Source organism: Lacrimispora sanguinis (assembly GCF_044987295.1).
Classification (GTDB): domain Bacteria; phylum Bacillota; class Clostridia; order Lachnospirales; family Lachnospiraceae; genus Lacrimispora; species Lacrimispora celerecrescens_B.
Genome location: NZ_CP173277.1, coordinates 2,530,908 through 2,547,739, shown reverse-complemented (window position 1 = coordinate 2,547,739; position 16,832 = coordinate 2,530,908). Strand labels below are relative to the sequence as shown.

At 41.0% G+C, this 16,832-nt stretch carries 22 protein-coding genes; 18 read left to right on the top strand and 4 right to left on the bottom strand.

The annotated features are described in order from the left end of the window. The first annotated feature begins 12 nt into the window (after nucleotides 1-12). Nucleotides 13-528: a barstar family protein gene (locus ACHZES_RS11935; protein ID WP_195841151.1), complete on the top strand. Its 516-nt coding sequence runs from the start codon at nucleotides 13-15 to the stop codon at nucleotides 526-528. 784 nt (nucleotides 529-1,312) lie between these two features. Here ACHZES_RS11935 and ACHZES_RS11930 read toward each other — a convergent pair. After that, nucleotides 1,313-1,585, bottom strand: coding sequence for a hypothetical protein (locus ACHZES_RS11930; RefSeq protein ID WP_154524803.1), 273 nt, complete (start codon nucleotides 1,583-1,585; stop codon nucleotides 1,313-1,315). Nucleotides 1,586-1,946: 361 nt separating this feature from the next. Between ACHZES_RS11930 and ACHZES_RS11925 the strand changes: the two genes are divergently transcribed. From ACHZES_RS11925 to ACHZES_RS11905, 5 genes are all read left to right on the top strand, one after another. Continuing rightward, the gene (locus tag ACHZES_RS11925; RefSeq protein WP_395548967.1) at nucleotides 1,947-3,134 is read left to right on the top strand and encodes an IS110 family transposase; all 1,188 of its coding nucleotides are present in this window, start codon (nucleotides 1,947-1,949) and stop codon (nucleotides 3,132-3,134) included. 173 nt (nucleotides 3,135-3,307) lie between these two features. Continuing rightward, complete coding sequence (locus tag ACHZES_RS11920; RefSeq protein WP_154524799.1) at nucleotides 3,308-3,574, top strand: hypothetical protein; 267 nt, start codon at nucleotides 3,308-3,310, stop codon at nucleotides 3,572-3,574. A 21-nt stretch (nucleotides 3,575-3,595) separates the two neighbouring features. Continuing rightward, nucleotides 3,596-3,988, top strand: coding sequence for an Imm8 family immunity protein (locus ACHZES_RS11915; RefSeq protein ID WP_154524797.1), 393 nt, complete (start codon nucleotides 3,596-3,598; stop codon nucleotides 3,986-3,988). Between the two features lie 204 nt (nucleotides 3,989-4,192). After that, nucleotides 4,193-4,399, top strand: a complete 207-nt coding sequence (locus ACHZES_RS11910) for a hypothetical protein (RefSeq protein WP_395548966.1) — start codon at nucleotides 4,193-4,195, stop codon at nucleotides 4,397-4,399. Between the two features lie 141 nt (nucleotides 4,400-4,540). Then, on the top strand, nucleotides 4,541-4,768 hold the full coding sequence (locus tag ACHZES_RS11905; RefSeq protein ID WP_154524795.1) for a hypothetical protein: 228 nt from the start codon (nucleotides 4,541-4,543) through the stop codon (nucleotides 4,766-4,768). Nucleotides 4,769-4,814: 46 nt separating this feature from the next. On the opposite strand, the gene ACHZES_RS11900 is transcribed toward ACHZES_RS11905, so the two are convergent. Then, nucleotides 4,815-5,090: a hypothetical protein gene (locus tag ACHZES_RS11900; protein ID WP_154524793.1), complete on the bottom strand. Its 276-nt coding sequence runs from the start codon at nucleotides 5,088-5,090 to the stop codon at nucleotides 4,815-4,817. A gap of 195 nt (nucleotides 5,091-5,285) precedes the next feature. Between ACHZES_RS11900 and ACHZES_RS11895 the strand changes: the two genes are divergently transcribed. Further along, the gene (locus ACHZES_RS11895; RefSeq protein WP_154524791.1) at nucleotides 5,286-5,948 is read left to right on the top strand and encodes a hypothetical protein; all 663 of its coding nucleotides are present in this window, start codon (nucleotides 5,286-5,288) and stop codon (nucleotides 5,946-5,948) included. 116 nt (nucleotides 5,949-6,064) lie between these two features. After that, nucleotides 6,065-6,406, top strand: a complete 342-nt coding sequence (locus ACHZES_RS11890) for an Imm42 family immunity protein (RefSeq protein ID WP_395548965.1) — start codon at nucleotides 6,065-6,067, stop codon at nucleotides 6,404-6,406. Between the two features lie 774 nt (nucleotides 6,407-7,180). Here the strand turns inward: ACHZES_RS11890 and ACHZES_RS11885 are convergent. Continuing rightward, nucleotides 7,181-7,453 carry a hypothetical protein gene (locus ACHZES_RS11885; RefSeq protein ID WP_154524787.1) on the bottom strand — a complete coding sequence of 91 codons (273 nt, stop codon included), beginning with the start codon at nucleotides 7,451-7,453 and terminating at the stop codon, nucleotides 7,181-7,183. A gap of 361 nt (nucleotides 7,454-7,814) precedes the next feature. On the opposite strand from ACHZES_RS11885, the gene ACHZES_RS11880 reads away from it, so the two are divergent. Then, the gene (locus ACHZES_RS11880) at nucleotides 7,815-8,045 is read left to right on the top strand and encodes a hypothetical protein (RefSeq protein ID WP_395548964.1); all 231 of its coding nucleotides are present in this window, start codon (nucleotides 7,815-7,817) and stop codon (nucleotides 8,043-8,045) included. Here ACHZES_RS11880 and ACHZES_RS11875 read toward each other — a convergent pair. Next, nucleotides 8,040-8,825 carry a histidinol-phosphatase HisJ family protein gene (locus ACHZES_RS11875; protein ID WP_395548963.1) on the bottom strand — a complete coding sequence of 262 codons (786 nt, stop codon included), beginning with the start codon at nucleotides 8,823-8,825 and terminating at the stop codon, nucleotides 8,040-8,042. The genes ACHZES_RS11880 and ACHZES_RS11875 overlap by 6 nt on opposite strands. Nucleotides 8,826-9,091: 266 nt before the next feature. On the opposite strand from ACHZES_RS11875, the gene ACHZES_RS11870 reads away from it, so the two are divergent. From ACHZES_RS11870 to ACHZES_RS11830, 9 genes are all read left to right on the top strand, one after another. Continuing rightward, nucleotides 9,092-10,135, top strand: coding sequence for a M42 family metallopeptidase (locus tag ACHZES_RS11870; RefSeq protein ID WP_154524783.1), 1,044 nt, complete (start codon nucleotides 9,092-9,094; stop codon nucleotides 10,133-10,135). A gap of 94 nt (nucleotides 10,136-10,229) precedes the next feature. Further along, nucleotides 10,230-10,562 carry a PTS lactose/cellobiose transporter subunit IIA gene (locus tag ACHZES_RS11865; RefSeq protein WP_038278238.1) on the top strand — a complete coding sequence of 111 codons (333 nt, stop codon included), beginning with the start codon at nucleotides 10,230-10,232 and terminating at the stop codon, nucleotides 10,560-10,562. Nucleotides 10,563-10,652: 90 nt separating this feature from the next. Beyond that, entirely contained in the window at nucleotides 10,653-11,981 is a 1,329-nt protein-coding gene (locus ACHZES_RS11860; protein WP_154524781.1) for a 6-phospho-beta-glucosidase, read from the top strand. Between the two features lie 254 nt (nucleotides 11,982-12,235). Continuing rightward, entirely contained in the window at nucleotides 12,236-12,541 is a 306-nt protein-coding gene (locus ACHZES_RS11855; protein WP_038278243.1) for a PTS sugar transporter subunit IIB, read from the top strand. Between the two features lie 61 nt (nucleotides 12,542-12,602). Next, a complete protein-coding gene (locus tag ACHZES_RS11850) occupies nucleotides 12,603-13,991 on the top strand; it encodes a PTS sugar transporter subunit IIC (protein ID WP_038278245.1) in 1,389 nt (462 codons plus the stop codon). A 106-nt stretch (nucleotides 13,992-14,097) separates the two neighbouring features. Further along, nucleotides 14,098-14,244, top strand: coding sequence for a glycosyl transferase family 1 (locus ACHZES_RS11845; protein ID WP_154524779.1), 147 nt, complete (start codon nucleotides 14,098-14,100; stop codon nucleotides 14,242-14,244). 13 nt (nucleotides 14,245-14,257) lie between these two features. Further along, a complete protein-coding gene (locus ACHZES_RS11840; RefSeq protein ID WP_154524777.1) occupies nucleotides 14,258-15,649 on the top strand; it encodes a glycoside hydrolase family 1 protein in 1,392 nt (463 codons plus the stop codon). 9 nt (nucleotides 15,650-15,658) lie between these two features. After that, entirely contained in the window at nucleotides 15,659-16,111 is a 453-nt protein-coding gene (locus ACHZES_RS11835; RefSeq protein ID WP_038278250.1) for a DUF3284 domain-containing protein, read from the top strand. Nucleotides 16,112-16,170: 59 nt separating this feature from the next. Continuing rightward, entirely contained in the window at nucleotides 16,171-16,806 is a 636-nt protein-coding gene (locus ACHZES_RS11830; RefSeq protein ID WP_404820372.1) for a GntR family transcriptional regulator, read from the top strand. Nucleotides 16,807-16,832 lie beyond the last annotated feature (26 nt).

The following is a 16,832-nucleotide window of genomic DNA, read 5'->3' as shown; positions in this document are numbered from 1 at the left end:
GGAGTGATTATTATGTCAATTTTTGATAAAAGAATAAATAACTGTGCAAAATTAGATTGGCGTATTTTGATGAATGGATCTATTGCCCTATACCATTCTAAAGCCATTTTAAAACATGACATGGAACGGCTTCAAGCGATAGGATATCAGCTCAATATACTAGATTTTAGTATGATTAAAACAGAAGAAGAATTTCATAGAATAGTGAAAGAAAAACTTGAATTCCCTGATTATTATGGAGAAAATCTAGATGCTTTCAGCGATTGTCTTTTGAGTGATTTGATAATACCAGAAGGTGGAGGTGTAGCGATTATCTTTGTAAATTTTGATGAGTATTACGAAAATAGCAGAGATTTTGCACATGAGTTATTAGAATGTTTAGATTTGAATGCTAGAAGACGAATATTATTTGGTGAACGATTTATTACATTAGTGCAATCAAACAATAGAGAAATAGTAATTAAAAACGTTGGCAGTCATGCTATTATGTGGAATATGAAAGAAAGTGTATCTAAAACTGAGCTATGATTTATTTTATGCCCCAATCGAAAAAGAATCAGTGAAGTGTCTAGTAAATAAAACCAGTTAACGTAGGATGTTGAATTGTGCACCTATGACATCACCTTACAGATGTCTCAATAAAAAGGATTATTGGCAACTACAGCATCTTGAACAGCACAAAAACCTATTTACAGCACCTTTGGAGCAGGAGCAAGGCAGTTTTATAAAACCTTAAATTCTTCGTAGTATGCGGGCGTCACTGCTGTCCGCTGTGGTCGCAAGGGGCAATTCACAGCCCCTTGCTTTATCCTGCTCTATTTTCGACCCAGTCAATATGCTTGGAATTTTCCTGAAAAATGGATCTTGAAAATGATGCACATGGGGTATCTTATGTTCTTTGGCGGAAAATATATCAGCAAAACAGTTACCAATCCTTTCTCCAAATTGGCTTACATTTGCTTTTGCCCCCATATATGGGCAACTATGCCACCTCTGTCTTTTTGAGGGCACACTGGGGCAACACGAGCGTACACGGGCTAAGGAGAATGAATTGTTGATAGGAGATGTGATTAGGGTAGAAATTCACTTAGAGGGACATTTAAAATTGTCATAAAAAAGTAAGGAAAAATCCTGCTGACACAAGCTGAACCCCTCTTTTCAAAAAATCCATCCATGGTAAAATGGGCAGGACGGGGGTTACAGGGGGAGACGGGATAATTCCATATCTCTCTGCGTGATTCGCTAACAAACCAGAAAAGGCCAGCCACTGAAATTCCGTGATAGGACGCAGTGGCTGTTCTTTTTTTCTGCATTATAGCTTTTCAATGTATTTCATGATTCGGATTCCGTCAGCGATGCCGCAGGAGTACAGATAGGATTCATTTTCAGCCATCTGAAGTCCTTGAAGCTCTATGTATCTGTTTAGGATATCCCACTCCTTTTTTGGGAGTTTCTTGAGAATAGACTCTGCCTCTTCAAAAAATAGCGATTCTGATTCGCAGTTTTCCCTTTCCTCTTCTTTCTGGTGTAGCAGCATATCAATTCTCTCAACAATCACCAGATCTATAAGCTCTTGCTCATTCATATTCGCTCTCACCTCCTTTGTGCCAAACGATATCCTAATGGCTCTTGGAAGTCGATACAACTATGTAACAAACCCAGCTCTAGCTTTTGTATCATACCTACCAAATCGAAAAAATCAATCGGAAATGACTTGTAATCCTCGCAAACCAGAGGTAACATACACCAACCTTGAAAAAGGATTACCCTGTAAAGTCTTGGGTTTTGGGATTGGATAGACTTAACCCCCCTTGCGATTATCGTAGCTTTGTGCGTAAATCGGTAAATAACGCTTATCAGCTGAGGTTGCCGGCAGTTTTATTATTTCAAGATGGAGACAGGCAGAAAAGGAAGGATGACATCTGAGAAAAGAAAATATCATTTATGTGAGAATCGACCTTCACAAGGAAACCCATACGGCAGTCATGCTGGATTGCTGGAATCGGAAATTAGGTGAGATAACCTTTGATAACAAGCCATCGGAATTTACCAAGCTGACAAGAAAGGTCAGCCGTTTTGTGACAGAGGAAAAGACCGCTGTTTATGGTCTGGAAAATGCCTATGGCTATGGACGGACGTTAGCTGTGTGGCTTATTGAAAAAGGGAATCTGGTAAAGGATGTGAATACATCCCTGTCCTATGCCCAGAGAAAAAGCGTACCAATGTACCAGAAAAGTGATAGCTACGATGCCGAAGCGGTTGCCTTGGTATTAATTAATATGTTGGATAGATTACCAGATGCAATCCCCGATGATAAATACTGGACATTGAGCCAGCTGGTGAATCGAAGGGATAATATCTGCACTCATCAAAGCCGACTTAAAAACCAGCTTCACGAGCAATTATGTGCAGCATATCCAAGCTATAAGCAGTTTTTCAATGATATCAGCCGAGCAACGGCTTTGTATTTTTTCAATAAATATCCATCACCGGAGCATTTGCAAGGAAAGTTAGCAGAGGAACTGGCAGATGAGTTAAGACCAATAAGTCACAATAACTGCTCCATCAAACGAGCAAAAAAGATACTGGATTTAATCCAGTCAGACGGAGAAACCAAAAGAGAGCATCAAGAAACCAGGGATTCCATTACCAGAAGTCTTGTCAATGATCTTGAGCATTACCGTGTGCAGCTAGAGGAAGTGGAAAAAGCAATTGAAATGATGCTGCCACAATTCCGTTGCACTTTAATGACCATGCCTGGAATTGATGTAATAACGGCTGCCAATATGCTGTCAGAAATCGGAGATATCAACCGTTTTCCCATTGCCAACAAGCTGGCGAAGTTTGCAGGAATAGCCCCAGTCAATTTTTCATCGGCAGGAAAAGGGAAGGATATGTGTCCGAAGCAGGGAAATCGGCGGTTGCAAGCTATCTTTTACTTCATGGCAATCCAGATGATTCAGATATCGACAAACGGAGTGCCCAGAAATAAGATATTCCGAGAGTATTACTTGAAAAAAGTGGAGAGCGGGAAGAATAAGCAACAAGCGTTGATTTGTATTGCCAGACGCTTGGTGAATATCGTGTATGGAATGCTGAAAAACCATACCGAATACCGAGAGCCAGAGCAATAATGGCTTTTAATCCCAAACACTTTGTAGTAAGATGGAATCAAAAGACAGACAGACCTTGGTTTACCATCTTTTCCAAAAGAAAGAAAAAGGTGCAAAAGTTATAAGGTGTCAGCCTCAATGCCAAGGGGGATTCTAACTCTAAAAAGGCACCAACATCAGATGAATTAGCTGAATTGGCAAACAATTCTGCAAAAATTGATGGGTTAGAGGGAAGAAATGTAGATGTAAATACGGCGATGGAAGCGGGGCAGAAGTTTGTCGGAAAGGGTTATAAGACAACAATGGAAAATGGCATGATCAAATACACAAGTAAGGATGGTACTAAATCTTTTAGAATTATGACTAAAAAAATGAAAGGGGTTTATGAAGCAAACTTTGAGATGTTTGATAAGATAGGAAATAAATTGACTAATTATCATGTAGGTATTATTGAAAATTAATATTTTTATGAGGAGGTTTAAATGGTTGTACCAATTTTGAATTGCATTTTAGATGCTAACGAACCGGAGGATATAAATGATTTTGTTATGCATTTAGAAGCGTGTATAAACACTGAAGGTGATAAAGGTGCAGATTGTTTTTCCTTTAGAATGATGACTCCAAAGCGATTAGAGAAAATATCTAAAGAAATAGGTCCTATGTTATTAAGGGCAGTCTTTATTGTGAATGGAGCATCCATGGAAGAAAATATGACTTATGTTACTAATGAGATTAATACATTGCTCTTAGGATGTGCTAGAAATACGTGGGAAGAAACTGCATTGGCTATCAACTATTTCTTGAATTGGGAATATTATGATCCTAAAAAAGGAATATGTGATTTCTATAAGATTTCAAGGAATTTAATAGAGTAACCTAGTTTAACTGAAAGACGAGAAGATGTGTTGCTTAGTTTTTATAGTGCATCGGTGATAGAACCTGCAAATGTCCTAATGATGAAGAATCCCAGTGATTACAACCTTCTGGCATCAGATCAACCAGAAATAAAGCCACCACTGATTCTGTGATGAAGTGGTGGCTCTTTTTTTCTGGATTACAGTTTTTCGATAAAGCATGAGTTGATCAAGCCGTTTACACCCCAGCACAATGGCAAGGGGGATGCTGATTCAGACAAAGATACTGTAACCTCAAATAAAGGAAATGAGTATGACAATAAGCCATCAGACAATCACTCCACAACGACCAAAAATCCTGGTTACAAAGGTGAGCCTAATTCTAGTGTTGATATTGTGGATCAAGATGGGAATGTTAAAACAAGAAGATAGTATGATGAAAACGGAAATGCTGTAAGAGATATAGATTATACAAACCATGGGAACCCTAAAGAGCACCCTGAATGGCCACATGAACATTTTTGGAAATATGGACCAGATGGATTGCCAACTGGTAGATAGGAGAAGATAAACATGAAGTATGAAGAATTACTCAAAAGAGTAGGATGGGGAGAAGAATTTCTTTTTCGATATCAAGGAGAAGATTATTGGATTAGCCAAAATGCAAAGGGGCATTATCTTACCAGAGTATCTGATGGCTATTCACAAGATTTCATGACCACAGAGGAACTTTTTAATCAGGCTAAAATTAATGACAAAGCAATACTGGATATATGGGATGAAATAAGCAATCAATTTTAGGTTTATAGGTCATGCCCACCAGTTTGAGCTGGCGGGCATGACCTTATTATAACTTAGCTAAATAACTTGTTACCCGGATGCCATCAATAAAGCCTTGCCGATACAAATACGGTTCGTTTGAAGCAAATAAATCCGAGAAATTATCGATGTAGTTCTGTACCAGTTCTCGTTCATCATCAGAAAGATGATCAATGATCTGTTCTGCTCGAATCATACGCTTATTTTCTTCTGGTGACTTTCTTGGTGTGGTTTTGCTGAGATTATTAAGTAGCATATCAACACGTTCCTGAATAAACATGTCCAGTAATTCCTGTTCGGTCATAAAATTGCACCCCCTTTCTTAGTAACATACAATACCGTAACGTTTGCTGGAAGTCGATATTAAAAATGGTAATATTATAGGAAGACTTGATAGGAATTACAGAGTTGATGGAAAAGTTGTTCCAGATCACGCACACCTTAATACAGATATAGGAAATGTTCACCACTGATTTAATGATTAATGAGAGGAGTAAGTGTGAGACGTATTTCTAATTTTGGAAATTTAACTATTGATCAAAAACTGAACACCCTTCTAGGTTACTTGAAAAGTCAGGAAATATTGCTATTTCAATATTATCAACCTAATGAGGGTGTTAGAGATGGAAAAAATGATTGTGCTGAATACTTTGAAGATTATTGTGATGATGTAATTCATTATTATAGTCCGCATTTAAAGCAAGAAATTAATCAAGAGGTATTGGATATATTACGAGAAGATGCAAAGTGCTCAATGAAAGCAATCCAAGAGAAGAAAAAGACAGCAGAAGAGTTATTTATTAAAATGAAAGAGGGTGATTGCACAGGAATTTCGGAAGAGGCAATGGAAGATATTAAAAACGTGGTAATTACAAAATTAATAAAATATAATGTAGATGACCAAGTTTATAACTTTGTATCTGAAAGAATGTATGGAACGAGTCCATGGATTCTTGATGAACATGGAAAACTTCAGAATGCAGGTGGCGCCATTTGGTATAGACCTCTAAATGAGGAAGAATATATTAATGTTTTGAAAAGGACTCCTTTATTTTCTTGTATTTCTTTAAAAGATGGAGAAAAATTAGATGATTTTTCTTTTGGATATGTTATACAAGAAACAGCTGATAATTATGATTTGCTAGTTTTTTCAAATAATTAATTTTAAAGGTTATTAGTAATGGGAGTTGAACAATTAATCAGAGATTGTGGCTGGTTTAGTGGTATACAAAATGATATAAAGAATATATTTGGTTCACCGAAAAAAGGATGGTGATTATGATATTAGGAGATCCATATAAATTTTCGATTATTATTGATACTATAAAAGAATGGAATATAGATGACGCATTTTGTAATGGCGTTTTAATCTTTTGCGTTGATGGTAACCTTTTCCCAAAAGAAATTGTTACGGCAACATTTAAAGGTGAAGTTCAGCTCCTTAAGAAAAACTTTAAATACCTTACTGTTGATGAAGATTTATATAATATGCAAAAAGATAAAGCATTTGTTGAAATCTATAATATAACATTCCCTGAAGATGTAGATATTGACAATGATTATCGATTTGATGTTATAAATGAATTAAAAAAAATAATATCAGAATTAGATATTGATTAAATGTTTATATGTTGAGTATTTTGTTCGTTGAGTAATAGTTAAAATGGACTTAATACTGAGGCTTTTAAACAGCAAAGATAAGTGTTAGACGGCATAGGTGGCGGTTCAGGTATTATTAGAAAAGCCTTTATATTTGCCAAATTCATGGCATTCCGACCACCTTGACCGTACCAAGTTTTCGAATCTGACCACCTAGCGTGAAATGGCTTAAAACGCCCAGCACTGCTGGACGAAGTGGACTGCTGGGTGGGGCTTTTGACCACCCGGCTTTCTCCTGTTCTATTTTCGACCTAGTAAGTATGGGCTAAAACTTGCCTGAAAAGTGAGCTTTAAAGATGATTTGTGAATGACGCCTGATGTTCTTTGGAGAAAAACACATCAGCAAAAAGTTGTCAATCTTTTCCCTAAATCGGCTCACATTTGCTTTTGACCCCATATATGGGCAACTATGCCACCTCTATCTTTTTAATGGCACACTGGGGCAACACGAGCGTACACGGGCTAAGGAGAATGAATTGCTGATAAGAGATGTGATTAGGGTAGAAATTTACTAGGAGGGACATTTAAAATTGTCACAAAAAAGTAAGGAAAAATCCTGCTTACACAAGCTGAACCCCTCTTTTCAAAAAAATCCAGCTATGGTAAACTGGGCAGGAGGGGGTTACAGGGGGGGACGGGATAATTCCGCATCTCTCTGAGTACTTCTTTAAACAAACCAGAAAAAGCCAGCCACTGACTCTGATGACAGGATTCAGTGGCTGTTCTTTTTCTGATTTACAGCTTTTCAATGTACTTCATCATGCGGATGCCATCTGCGATGCCGCAGGAGTACAGATAGGATTCATTTTCAGCTATCTGAAGCCCTTGAAGTTCTATGTATTTGTTTAGGATATCCTCCTCCTTTTTTGGGAGCTTCTTGAGAATGGACACTGCTTCTTCAAAAAATAGCGATTCTGATTCACCGCTTTCTTTTTCCTCTTCTTTGTGATGCAGCAGCATATCAATTCTTTCCACAATTACAAGATCTATGAGTTCCCGCTCGTTCATGATTTTTGTCACCTCCTTTGAGCCAAAGGATACCGTACCAGATCCTGGAAGTCGATACCACTATGTAACAAACCCATCCTCAGCTTTTGTATCATACCTTACAAATCGGAAAAACCCATCCAAAACGACTTGCAATCACTACAAACCAGAGGTAACATACACCAACCTTGAAAAAGGATTACCCTGTAAAATCCTGGGTTTTGGAAGTGAATAGGCTTAATCCCCCTTGCGGTCACCGTGGCCTTTGTGTGTAAATCGGTGAATAACGCTTATCAGCTAAGGTTGCCGGCGGTTTTATCATTTCAGGATGGAGACAGGAAAAAAGGAAGGATGACATCTGAGAAAAGAAAATATCATTTATGTGGGAATCGACCTGCATAAGGAAACTCATACGGCAGTCATGCTTGATTGCTGGAATCGGAAATTAGGAGAAATAACCTTTGAAAATAAGCCATCGGAATTTTCTAAGCTGACGAGAAAGGTCAGCCGTTTTGTGACGGAGGAGAAGACCGCTGTTTATGGTCTGGAAAATGCCTACGGTGATGTCCTGCCATCGGCTGTTAACCCCAGGCAGGATATCACTATATCATAGATCCCAATAAATAGGCTTCATGCTCTCAAAGGTGCAAAACTGCTTAAACCCAAGACTTCTTAAAATTCCCCTTACTTCCCCAATATGGTTCCCCAGATGCTCTGCCTTATGGGAATCCGATCCAATGGTAAGGATGCGTCCGCCTAACTGAAGATACCGTTTCAGGATCTCTCTGGATGGCGTTAAGTCCTTCAAACCATATCGAAAACTTGAAGTATTAACCTCAATCCCTTTTCCGTCATCAATCACGCAGCGGAGTATTTTGTCCACCACATCCATAATTTTGCTGTCTGGAAATTCTCCATATGTATCATATCGTTTGATCATGTCCAGGTGGCCAAGGACGGAATAATTTTTGTATTTTTGAACAACCTCATAAATGGCCTCATAATAAGCCATTTGAAATTCTTCCTGGCTTTTTCCCTCCTGGTAATGGTAATTCCAGAATTCCTTGTTATCCACCTGATGGTTGCTCAGAATGATAAAATCAAAGGGATATGCTTCATAATCCTTTTGGAAAAGGGAAATGGTGTGAGACTGCACCCCGAATTCAATCCCGGCTTTTATTGATAATTTCCCCCTGTATTTTTCTTTCATTTCTTCCAGTTCTTTAAAATAATTTTCATATTTACAATTTAAATCTGTTTTCACCCCATAATCCACGTGCTCTGTAAATGCAATTTCATCAAATCCCAAAAGAATGGCCCTTTGGATTATTTCTTCCATGGAACACTCCGAATCATCGCTGAAATAGGTGTGTACATGATAATCTGACAGCATGACTTCTTCCTTCCTACTTACTTTATTCTGATATTTTTTAACCTTTTTAACCGGTTCCTCATTTCTATGATATAATGATAATGCGCTGAAACCGACTTGTCCACCCCTATTTTTCTTGTTCCATATAACATTACAGTCATATAGAATCGATTCATTTTCACGATCTAAGCGGAGACGGACAGAGGAAAGACAGCCCCTCTTGCCTGCGGGAGAAAAAAGATGGTCGAAAGAATACAAAAAACAAAGAAAGAAGAAGGTAATTTACCATGGAAACTATGTCATACGTAATATCAATGCTAGAAAAAATTGTAAATATCCCAAGCCCCAGCGGCTACACCAGGGAAGTCATGAATGCAATCCAGGAAGAGGCTACAAAATTTGGCTTTTCCTCTGTTTATAACAAGAAAGGCGGCCTCATCATTAAGGTTCCCGGGCAGAAACAGGAGGTTTTAGGCCTATCCGCTCATGTGGACACTCTGGGAGCTATGGTCCGTTCCATCACCAAAACAGGGATGCTCACCATTGTGCCTGTGGGAGGTTTCATGATGGAGACCATCGAAGGTATGTACTGCAAAGTACACACCAGAACCGGAAAGACCTACACAGGGACCATTCTCACAAAAGAGCCATCCGTCCACACCTATGACAATGCCAGAACTCTGGAGAGAAAGGTGAAAAATATGGAGATACGCCTGGATGAGTTGGTAGAGAACATCGATGATGTAAAGAAGCTTGAAATATCCCCTGGGGATTACATCAGCTTCGATCCCATGTTCGTCCATACAGGAAGCGGATTTATCAAATCCCGCCATTTGGATGATAAAGCTTCTGTGGCAGTCCTTATGGGAGTATTAAAGGATTTATGGGAGTCCGGGCATAAGCCGGAAAGGACTCTTAAATTAGTGATCAGCAATTACGAAGAAGTGGGATATGGCGCAAGCTGGATTCCGGAAGATATAGAGGAGTTTATTGCCGTGGACATGGGAGCTTTGGGGGATGATTTAACTGGGGATGAAAAAAAGGTATCCATCTGCGCCCAGGATTCCACCGGACCGTATGACTACGAAATGACAAACCGTCTCATTGCCGTTGCAAAGGAGAGGAACCTGGATTTTGCGGTGGATGTATTCCCTCACTACGGTTCTGATGTAGGAAGCGCCATCCGTGGCGGACATGACATCAGGGGAGCTTTGATCGGCCCGGGAGTTCACGCTTCCCATGGGACCGAACGGACCCATGAAAAAGGCTTAGAACAGACATTAAAGCTGATTGAAGGGTATATTGGCCTTCCATTTTCCGGCAGACTTTAAAAATTTATTTGCTCTTCTCTTTTTACTTTCCCTTGCAAAAAAAAGTTGCTTGTGCTAGTATATAGAAAAATTTGACATAGGGGAGGAGTATACCATGGATGAGAATTATGCTGTAGCATTTCAGCTCATTATGAACGCAGGAAATTCAAAATCGCTTTCCATGATGGCGATGGAGTCTGCCAGAGAATTTAACTTTGAGGAAGCGGAAAAATACTTAAAAGAGGCGGAGCTTGAGATGAGGTCCGCCCACCAATCCCAGATTGATTTGATCCAGCAGGAAGCTCAGGGGAATCCTGTTGAAGTAAATATTATTCTGGTACATGCCCAGGATCACCTGACCATGGCTATGATGGCAAAAGATCAGGCAGCGGAGGTTTTAAACCTTTACCGGATGATCAAGGATTTAAAGGATGCCATTGAAAAGTAAATAAGCATTTACCCATAACAGCCTTCTTGCACACTGACATAATCTCAGGAGCAAGAAGGCTTATTACAATCCAGGAAAAGGAGAGACATTATGGAAGGGATCAAAATCGTTACCATTGGGGGCGGCTCCTCTTATACACCGGAGCTGGTGGAAGGGTTTATCAAACGTTATGAAAAACTGCCCGTAAGAGAGCTTTGGCTGGTGGATATTGAAGAAGGAAGGGAGAAGCTGGAGACCGTAGGCGCCCTTGCACAGCGCATGGTTAAAAAAGCGGGACTTCCCATGAAGGTGATTCTGTCTTATGACAGGCGGGAGGCCTTAAAGGATGCGGATTATGTGACAACACAGATGAGAGTGGGACTGTTAGAGGCCAGAATCAAAGATGAACGGATTCCTTTAAGCCACGGCATGATTGGTCAGGAGACAAACGGGGCGGCCGGCATGTTCAAGGCATTCCGGACCATTCCGGTGATTCTGGATATTGTAAAGGACATGAAAGAGCTTTGCCCGGAAGCGTGGATGATCAACTTCACTAATCCTGCAGGAATGATCACAGAGGCAGTGTTAAGATATACGGATTATAAAAAGGTGATCGGCCTTTGCAATGTGCCTATTAATATGGTGAATGGCTTTGCAAGATTGTTAGATGTGGAGCCGGAGCGGGTGACGATGGAGCTTTCCGGTTTAAATCACCATATTTTTGCAACCGATGTATTTGTGGATGGACAGTCAAGGCTGGAAGAAATCCTGGAAATCTATCAGCACATCAGCGCTGAGGATGCTATTTCCATGAAGAACTTTTCCACCCTGCCGTTTTCACCGGAGTTTATCCGGGGACTTCACTGCATCCCCTGCCCCTATCACAACTATTATTTCTTTACCAAAGAACAGCTGGAAGAGGAGTTAAAGGAATTCGAGGAAGGCCGGGTCCGGGGCGAAGTGGTGAAAAAGGTAGAGGAGGAACTGTTTGAGCTTTACAAGGATGAGAACCTGGATGTTAAGCCCAAACAGCTGGAGATGAGAGGGGGTGCCAGGTACAGTGATGCTGCCTGCAACCTGATCTGCTCCCTGCACAACAATACGGGTGATATCCAGTATGTAGACGTTCGCAATAATGGGACGATCTCAAATCTCCCGGCAGACAGTGCCGTGGAAGTCGCCTGTATCATCACCAGCGGAGGACCAAAGCCCATTGCCGTAGGTGAGTTAAAGCCTCAGATTAATGGGACCATACAAACCATTAAGACCTTTGAGCGCCTGGTCTGCGAAGCAGCTGTCACCGGAAACCGGGATCTGGCAGTGACGGCTCTTAACATGAATCCTCTTTGTGCAAGCGATCACGATGCCAATGCGGTCATTGATGAATTGCTGGAAGCCCATAAAAAACACCTTCCGCAATTTTTTAACTTCATCAAGTAGGGGCGCGGATTGCGAGTATCTGATTGACTGACAGAATACCAGAATAGGAAAAATGCTGTGAAAATGACTGAAAAAGTCTGCTTCACAGCATTTTTTATGGCGTTATAACGGATAAAATACCTGGTTGATAGGGAAAATATTAATTATTAAATAAAAAGTTTATTTTTATTTTAGAATTTGCTTGTGTTTTTGCATATGTTATAGTATTATATGGGTAAGAAGAAGTGGTCTAGACCACAGAAAGGGGTGCGAGGATGTATCATATTTTATTAGTTTGCTCAGCAGGAATGTCTACAAGCATGCTTGTAAAGAAAATGCAGGATGCAGCATCAGAAAAAGGCGTGGAGGCCACCATTTGGGCAGTGGGAGATTCTGAATCTGTTGAGGAAGTGAAAAAGGCAGATATTGTTTTATTAGGGCCTCAGGTTCGTTATCTTGAGAAAAAGATGAACGAGAGAGTGAAAAATGAGAAACCTGTGCTTGTCATCGATATGATGGCTTACGGCACGATGAATGGCGCCAAAGTACTGGATCAGGCGCTGGGGAAATTAAACGGGTAAGTATGAAAAAGTAACTCCCCGTTTCAATCGTTTAGGGGAGGATAAAAGAGGGAGAAAAAGTATGGGTGCATTTAATTCATTCATGGAAGCAAAATTTATGCCAATCGCAGCTAAAATTGGCTCCCAGAAACATCTGGTTGCCATTCGTGATGCCTTCATAGCCATCATGCCAATAACCATGGTTGGTTCCATAGCAGTTTTACTTAATGTATTTTTAAGGGATCTTCCAAACCAGGCAGGCATGACCGGTTTTGTTCAGGCCATGTCTCCAATCATCAGTGTTAACGGCAACGTATACTTTGGTTCTATTGTAATTCTTGCTCTGGCATTTGTTTTTGCCCTGGGCTATAATCTTTCTAAAACCTATGATGTAAACGCCATTGCAGGCGGAGTTATTGCATTTGCAAGCTTAGTCACCTGTATGGGCCAAAGCGCTACCTTCAACTATGAACTTCCAGGTGTTGCAGCGACGGCTGCTGATCAGCTGAAAGGTCTCGGACTTGATGTAACTGCCACAGCAGGCGGCGGTGTTGCATTAAATGGAGTCAGTGGCTGGGGATACTTAGGTTCCGGATACACCGGTTCCGGTGGTCTGTTTACCGCACTGATTATGGGCTTTATCTGTACCATGATTTACATAAAGCTGATGCAGAAAAAGGTTACCATCAACCTTCCGGATTCTGTACCGCCAGCAGTAAGCAAGGCATTTGCGGCCATTGTTCCAGGTGTAATCGCCATTTATGCTGCAGGTATCTTAACCCAGATCTGTATAACCGCAACAGGTTCTACCATTAATGATATGGTTCTCAAATATATCCAGAGGCCGCTCCTCAGCTTGTCACAGGGCTTCTTCAGCGTAATCTTCATGGTATTCCTGATCCAGTTGTTATGGTTCTTTGGTCTCCATGGGCACAACGTACTGGCTCCTATCATGGACGGTATCTATTTAACGGCATTAAACCAGAACATTGAGGCATTTACCACCAGCCAGAGCACTGCGAATCTTCCATACTTATGGACCCGCGGTTCCTTTGATGCCTACTGCCAGATGGGCGGTTCCGGAATTACCTTAGGACTTATTATCGCAATCTTCCTGTTTTCTAAGAGGGATGACCAAAAGGCCATTGCCAAGCTGTCCTGGCCCATGGGTGTATTTAATATCAATGAACCGATCATTTTCGGTATGCCTATCGTATTGAACCCGGTGTATTTGATTCCATGGCTGATCGTTCCTCCGGTATGTGCGACCATCGCATATGGCGCAACTGCCATTGGCCTGATTCCTCCGGTTTTCGTAGCGGTACCCTGGGTAATGCCAGCAGGCATCTACGCCTTCCTTGCAACAGGCGGAAGCTTTATGGCAGCAATTGTATCATTGTTTAATCTGTTTATATCTTTTGCTATCTGGACACCATTTGTAATGATGGCAAATAAGATGAAAAACGAATAGTAACATAGATTAAGTAGGAGCTGCCAGACCAGTTCACAGGGGATGTCCTGACAGAACTGATTTGGCAGTTCTTAAGTTTAGCAGAGAAAGAAGGGGAGAGCGCGCCATGAAAAGCTGGACCATATTTTTAATCGCCATAGGCTGCCTGTTCATTACTGTATCACCCCAGCTTCCAACCTCTGCCATGTATATGACCGTTGGTCTGGTATTTGTACTGTTGGGTGCAGTCATGCTGATAAAGAAAAGGAAATAAGGGGGTATAAGATATGAAACTTGAGTTTCCGGAAGGGTTTTACTTTGGAAGTGCAACCAGCGCCACCCAGTGTGAGGGAGGCGAGGAAAATGACGGTAGAGGGAAAAATATCTGGGATTTGTGGTATGAGGAAGAAGGCTATAAATTTCATGGAGCCATTGGCCCAGGCATTACCTCTGCTTTTTACCAGAATTATAAAGAGGATATTCAACTGATGAAGCAGACAGGCCATAATTCTTTTCGGACATCCATCAGCTGGTCCCGTATGTTTCCGGAGGGGTTCGGGGAGGTGAATGAAAAAGCGGCCGATTATTACCGCAGCCTGTTTCTGGAATTAAAGGAAAACGGGATCGAACCATTTGTAAACTTGTATCATTTTGATATGCCCGTTAAGCTGCAGGAGCTGGGAGGCTGGGAAAACAGAAAGGTCGTGGATTATTATAAGGAATATGCCTGGACCTGTTTTAATTTATTCGGTGATCTGGTGAAACACTGGTTTACCTTTAATGAGCCTATCGTCCATGTGGAATGCGGATATCTTCAAGGTTATCACTATCCCTGCAAGGTGGATCCCAAAGCGGCGGTTTCGGTGGCTTATCATACAGCACTGGCCAGCGCTTTAGCAGTGAAGGAATATCATAGCATGAAGCAGGAAGGAAAGATCGGGATTGTATTAAACCTGACCCCGGCTTATCCCAGAAGTTCCCATCCGGAGGACGAGAAGGCGGCAAAGATTGCAGAGCTGTTCCAGAATAAAAGCTTCCTGGATCCTGCCGTTAAGGGAACTTATGATCCGGAACTGGTTGCTCTCATAGAAAAGCATGGATTGCTTCCGACGGTTTCTAAGGAGGACTTAGAAGTCATCCGTCAGAACACGGTGGATTTTCTGGGAGTAAACTACTATCATCCGTTCCGTGTCTGTGCAAAGGCCAATATTCCCAACCCGGCAGCGCCATTTATGCCGGAATATTATTTTGACATCTATGATATGCCTGGCAAACGGATGAATCCATACAGGGGCTGGGAAATCTATCCCAGAGGTTTATATGACATTGCTGTCAATATCCGAGACAACTATGGAAACATTGAATGGATGGTTACAGAAAATGGCATGGGTGTGGAAAATGAGGGACGTTTTAAGATAGAAGGCATGATACAGGATGATTACCGCATTGAGTTCTATAAGGAGCATTTGACCTGGCTTCATAAAGGGATAGAAGAAGGAAGCAATTGCATCGGATATCATGTTTGGACCTTTGTGGATTGCTGGTCATGGCTCAATGCTTATAAGAACCGTTACGGGCTTGTGGAGCTGGATTTGGAAAACCAAAAGCGGACCATAAAAAAGTCAGGCTATTGGTATCAGGAGCTGCTTAAAAACAATGGTTTTGAAACGGCTAAATAGGAGAGACATATGGAAGTAAGTCAAAAACTGAATGTAGAGGCAAAGGAATTTTTCAATGCCCTGGCGTCCTCGGTTGCCTATGATATCAGCCAGGCCACAGGGAAAAAGGTAAATCCTGACCAGATTTATTCCGGTTATCGCTATAAAAAGAAGATGAAAAATAAAATGGGGCAGGAAAACCATGTAGATGTGGTGATTAAGCAGTTTGTCTCTCCCAGCTGTTATGAGGCAAGCTTCCGCACCTCCCATGGGACAAATGTCATATTTTATGAGGTCGAAGATAGCAAAGACGGAAACATTATGGTACACTACAGGGAGGGATTTGAAGGGGAGAGTACTTCCTACTCCTTAAACTATAAAATTGTCTCTTGGTTTTATCAAAAAGGATCCAAAAAGAGGGTTTCCAGGATGCTTTCATCCATGGAAAGCTTCATTAAGGGACAGAGGACAAAAGAGAATTAAAGGTGATAAGAGGTGATACAATGGGGGCTCCGAAATATCAGAAAATAAAACAGGACCTTATGGAAGAAATTAAGGACGCGTCTGTCAATACCCCTATTGCATCAGAACGGGAACTGGCCGGTCGGTATAATGCCAGCCGTATGACCGTGCGCAATGCTATAAATGAACTGGTGGAAGAGGGAGTATTATATAGAGATAAAAATAAAGGGACTTTTGTTGCAGACCAAAGGCTGATGAAAAAAAACACGTCCGCAGAGACTTTAAATAAGCCAATGGATGATACTTATGATTACAATGTAATCTATTTCAGTTCCTGCTTTTGCGATGAAAAGATCGCTGCCTGTCTGGAAATCGAGTCTGAGGACTGGATGATCCGGATCGTTCGTCTGAACCGGAAGAATGGAAAGCCTGTAAGTGTTGAGGAAATTTATTTGATCCAAAGCCTGATTAATGACAATGATTACAACAACTTAAATAAACTATTAGATCTGAAAGGATACATTGACGAGGGATCGGTTACACAGAAGTTTCTTCCTATTATAGTGCCTGTAAAATATATTAATCTGCTTCACGTAAAGCTGAATACTCCGATTATTATGGTTGAGAGCACCATTGTAAGCAAAAGCGGCAGCCCGGTCGTGTATATCAGAGAATTTAACAACCCGACTGAAAAAGTAATTGAGATAACCACATAAACGGAAATACCTTGCAGGTATACCTT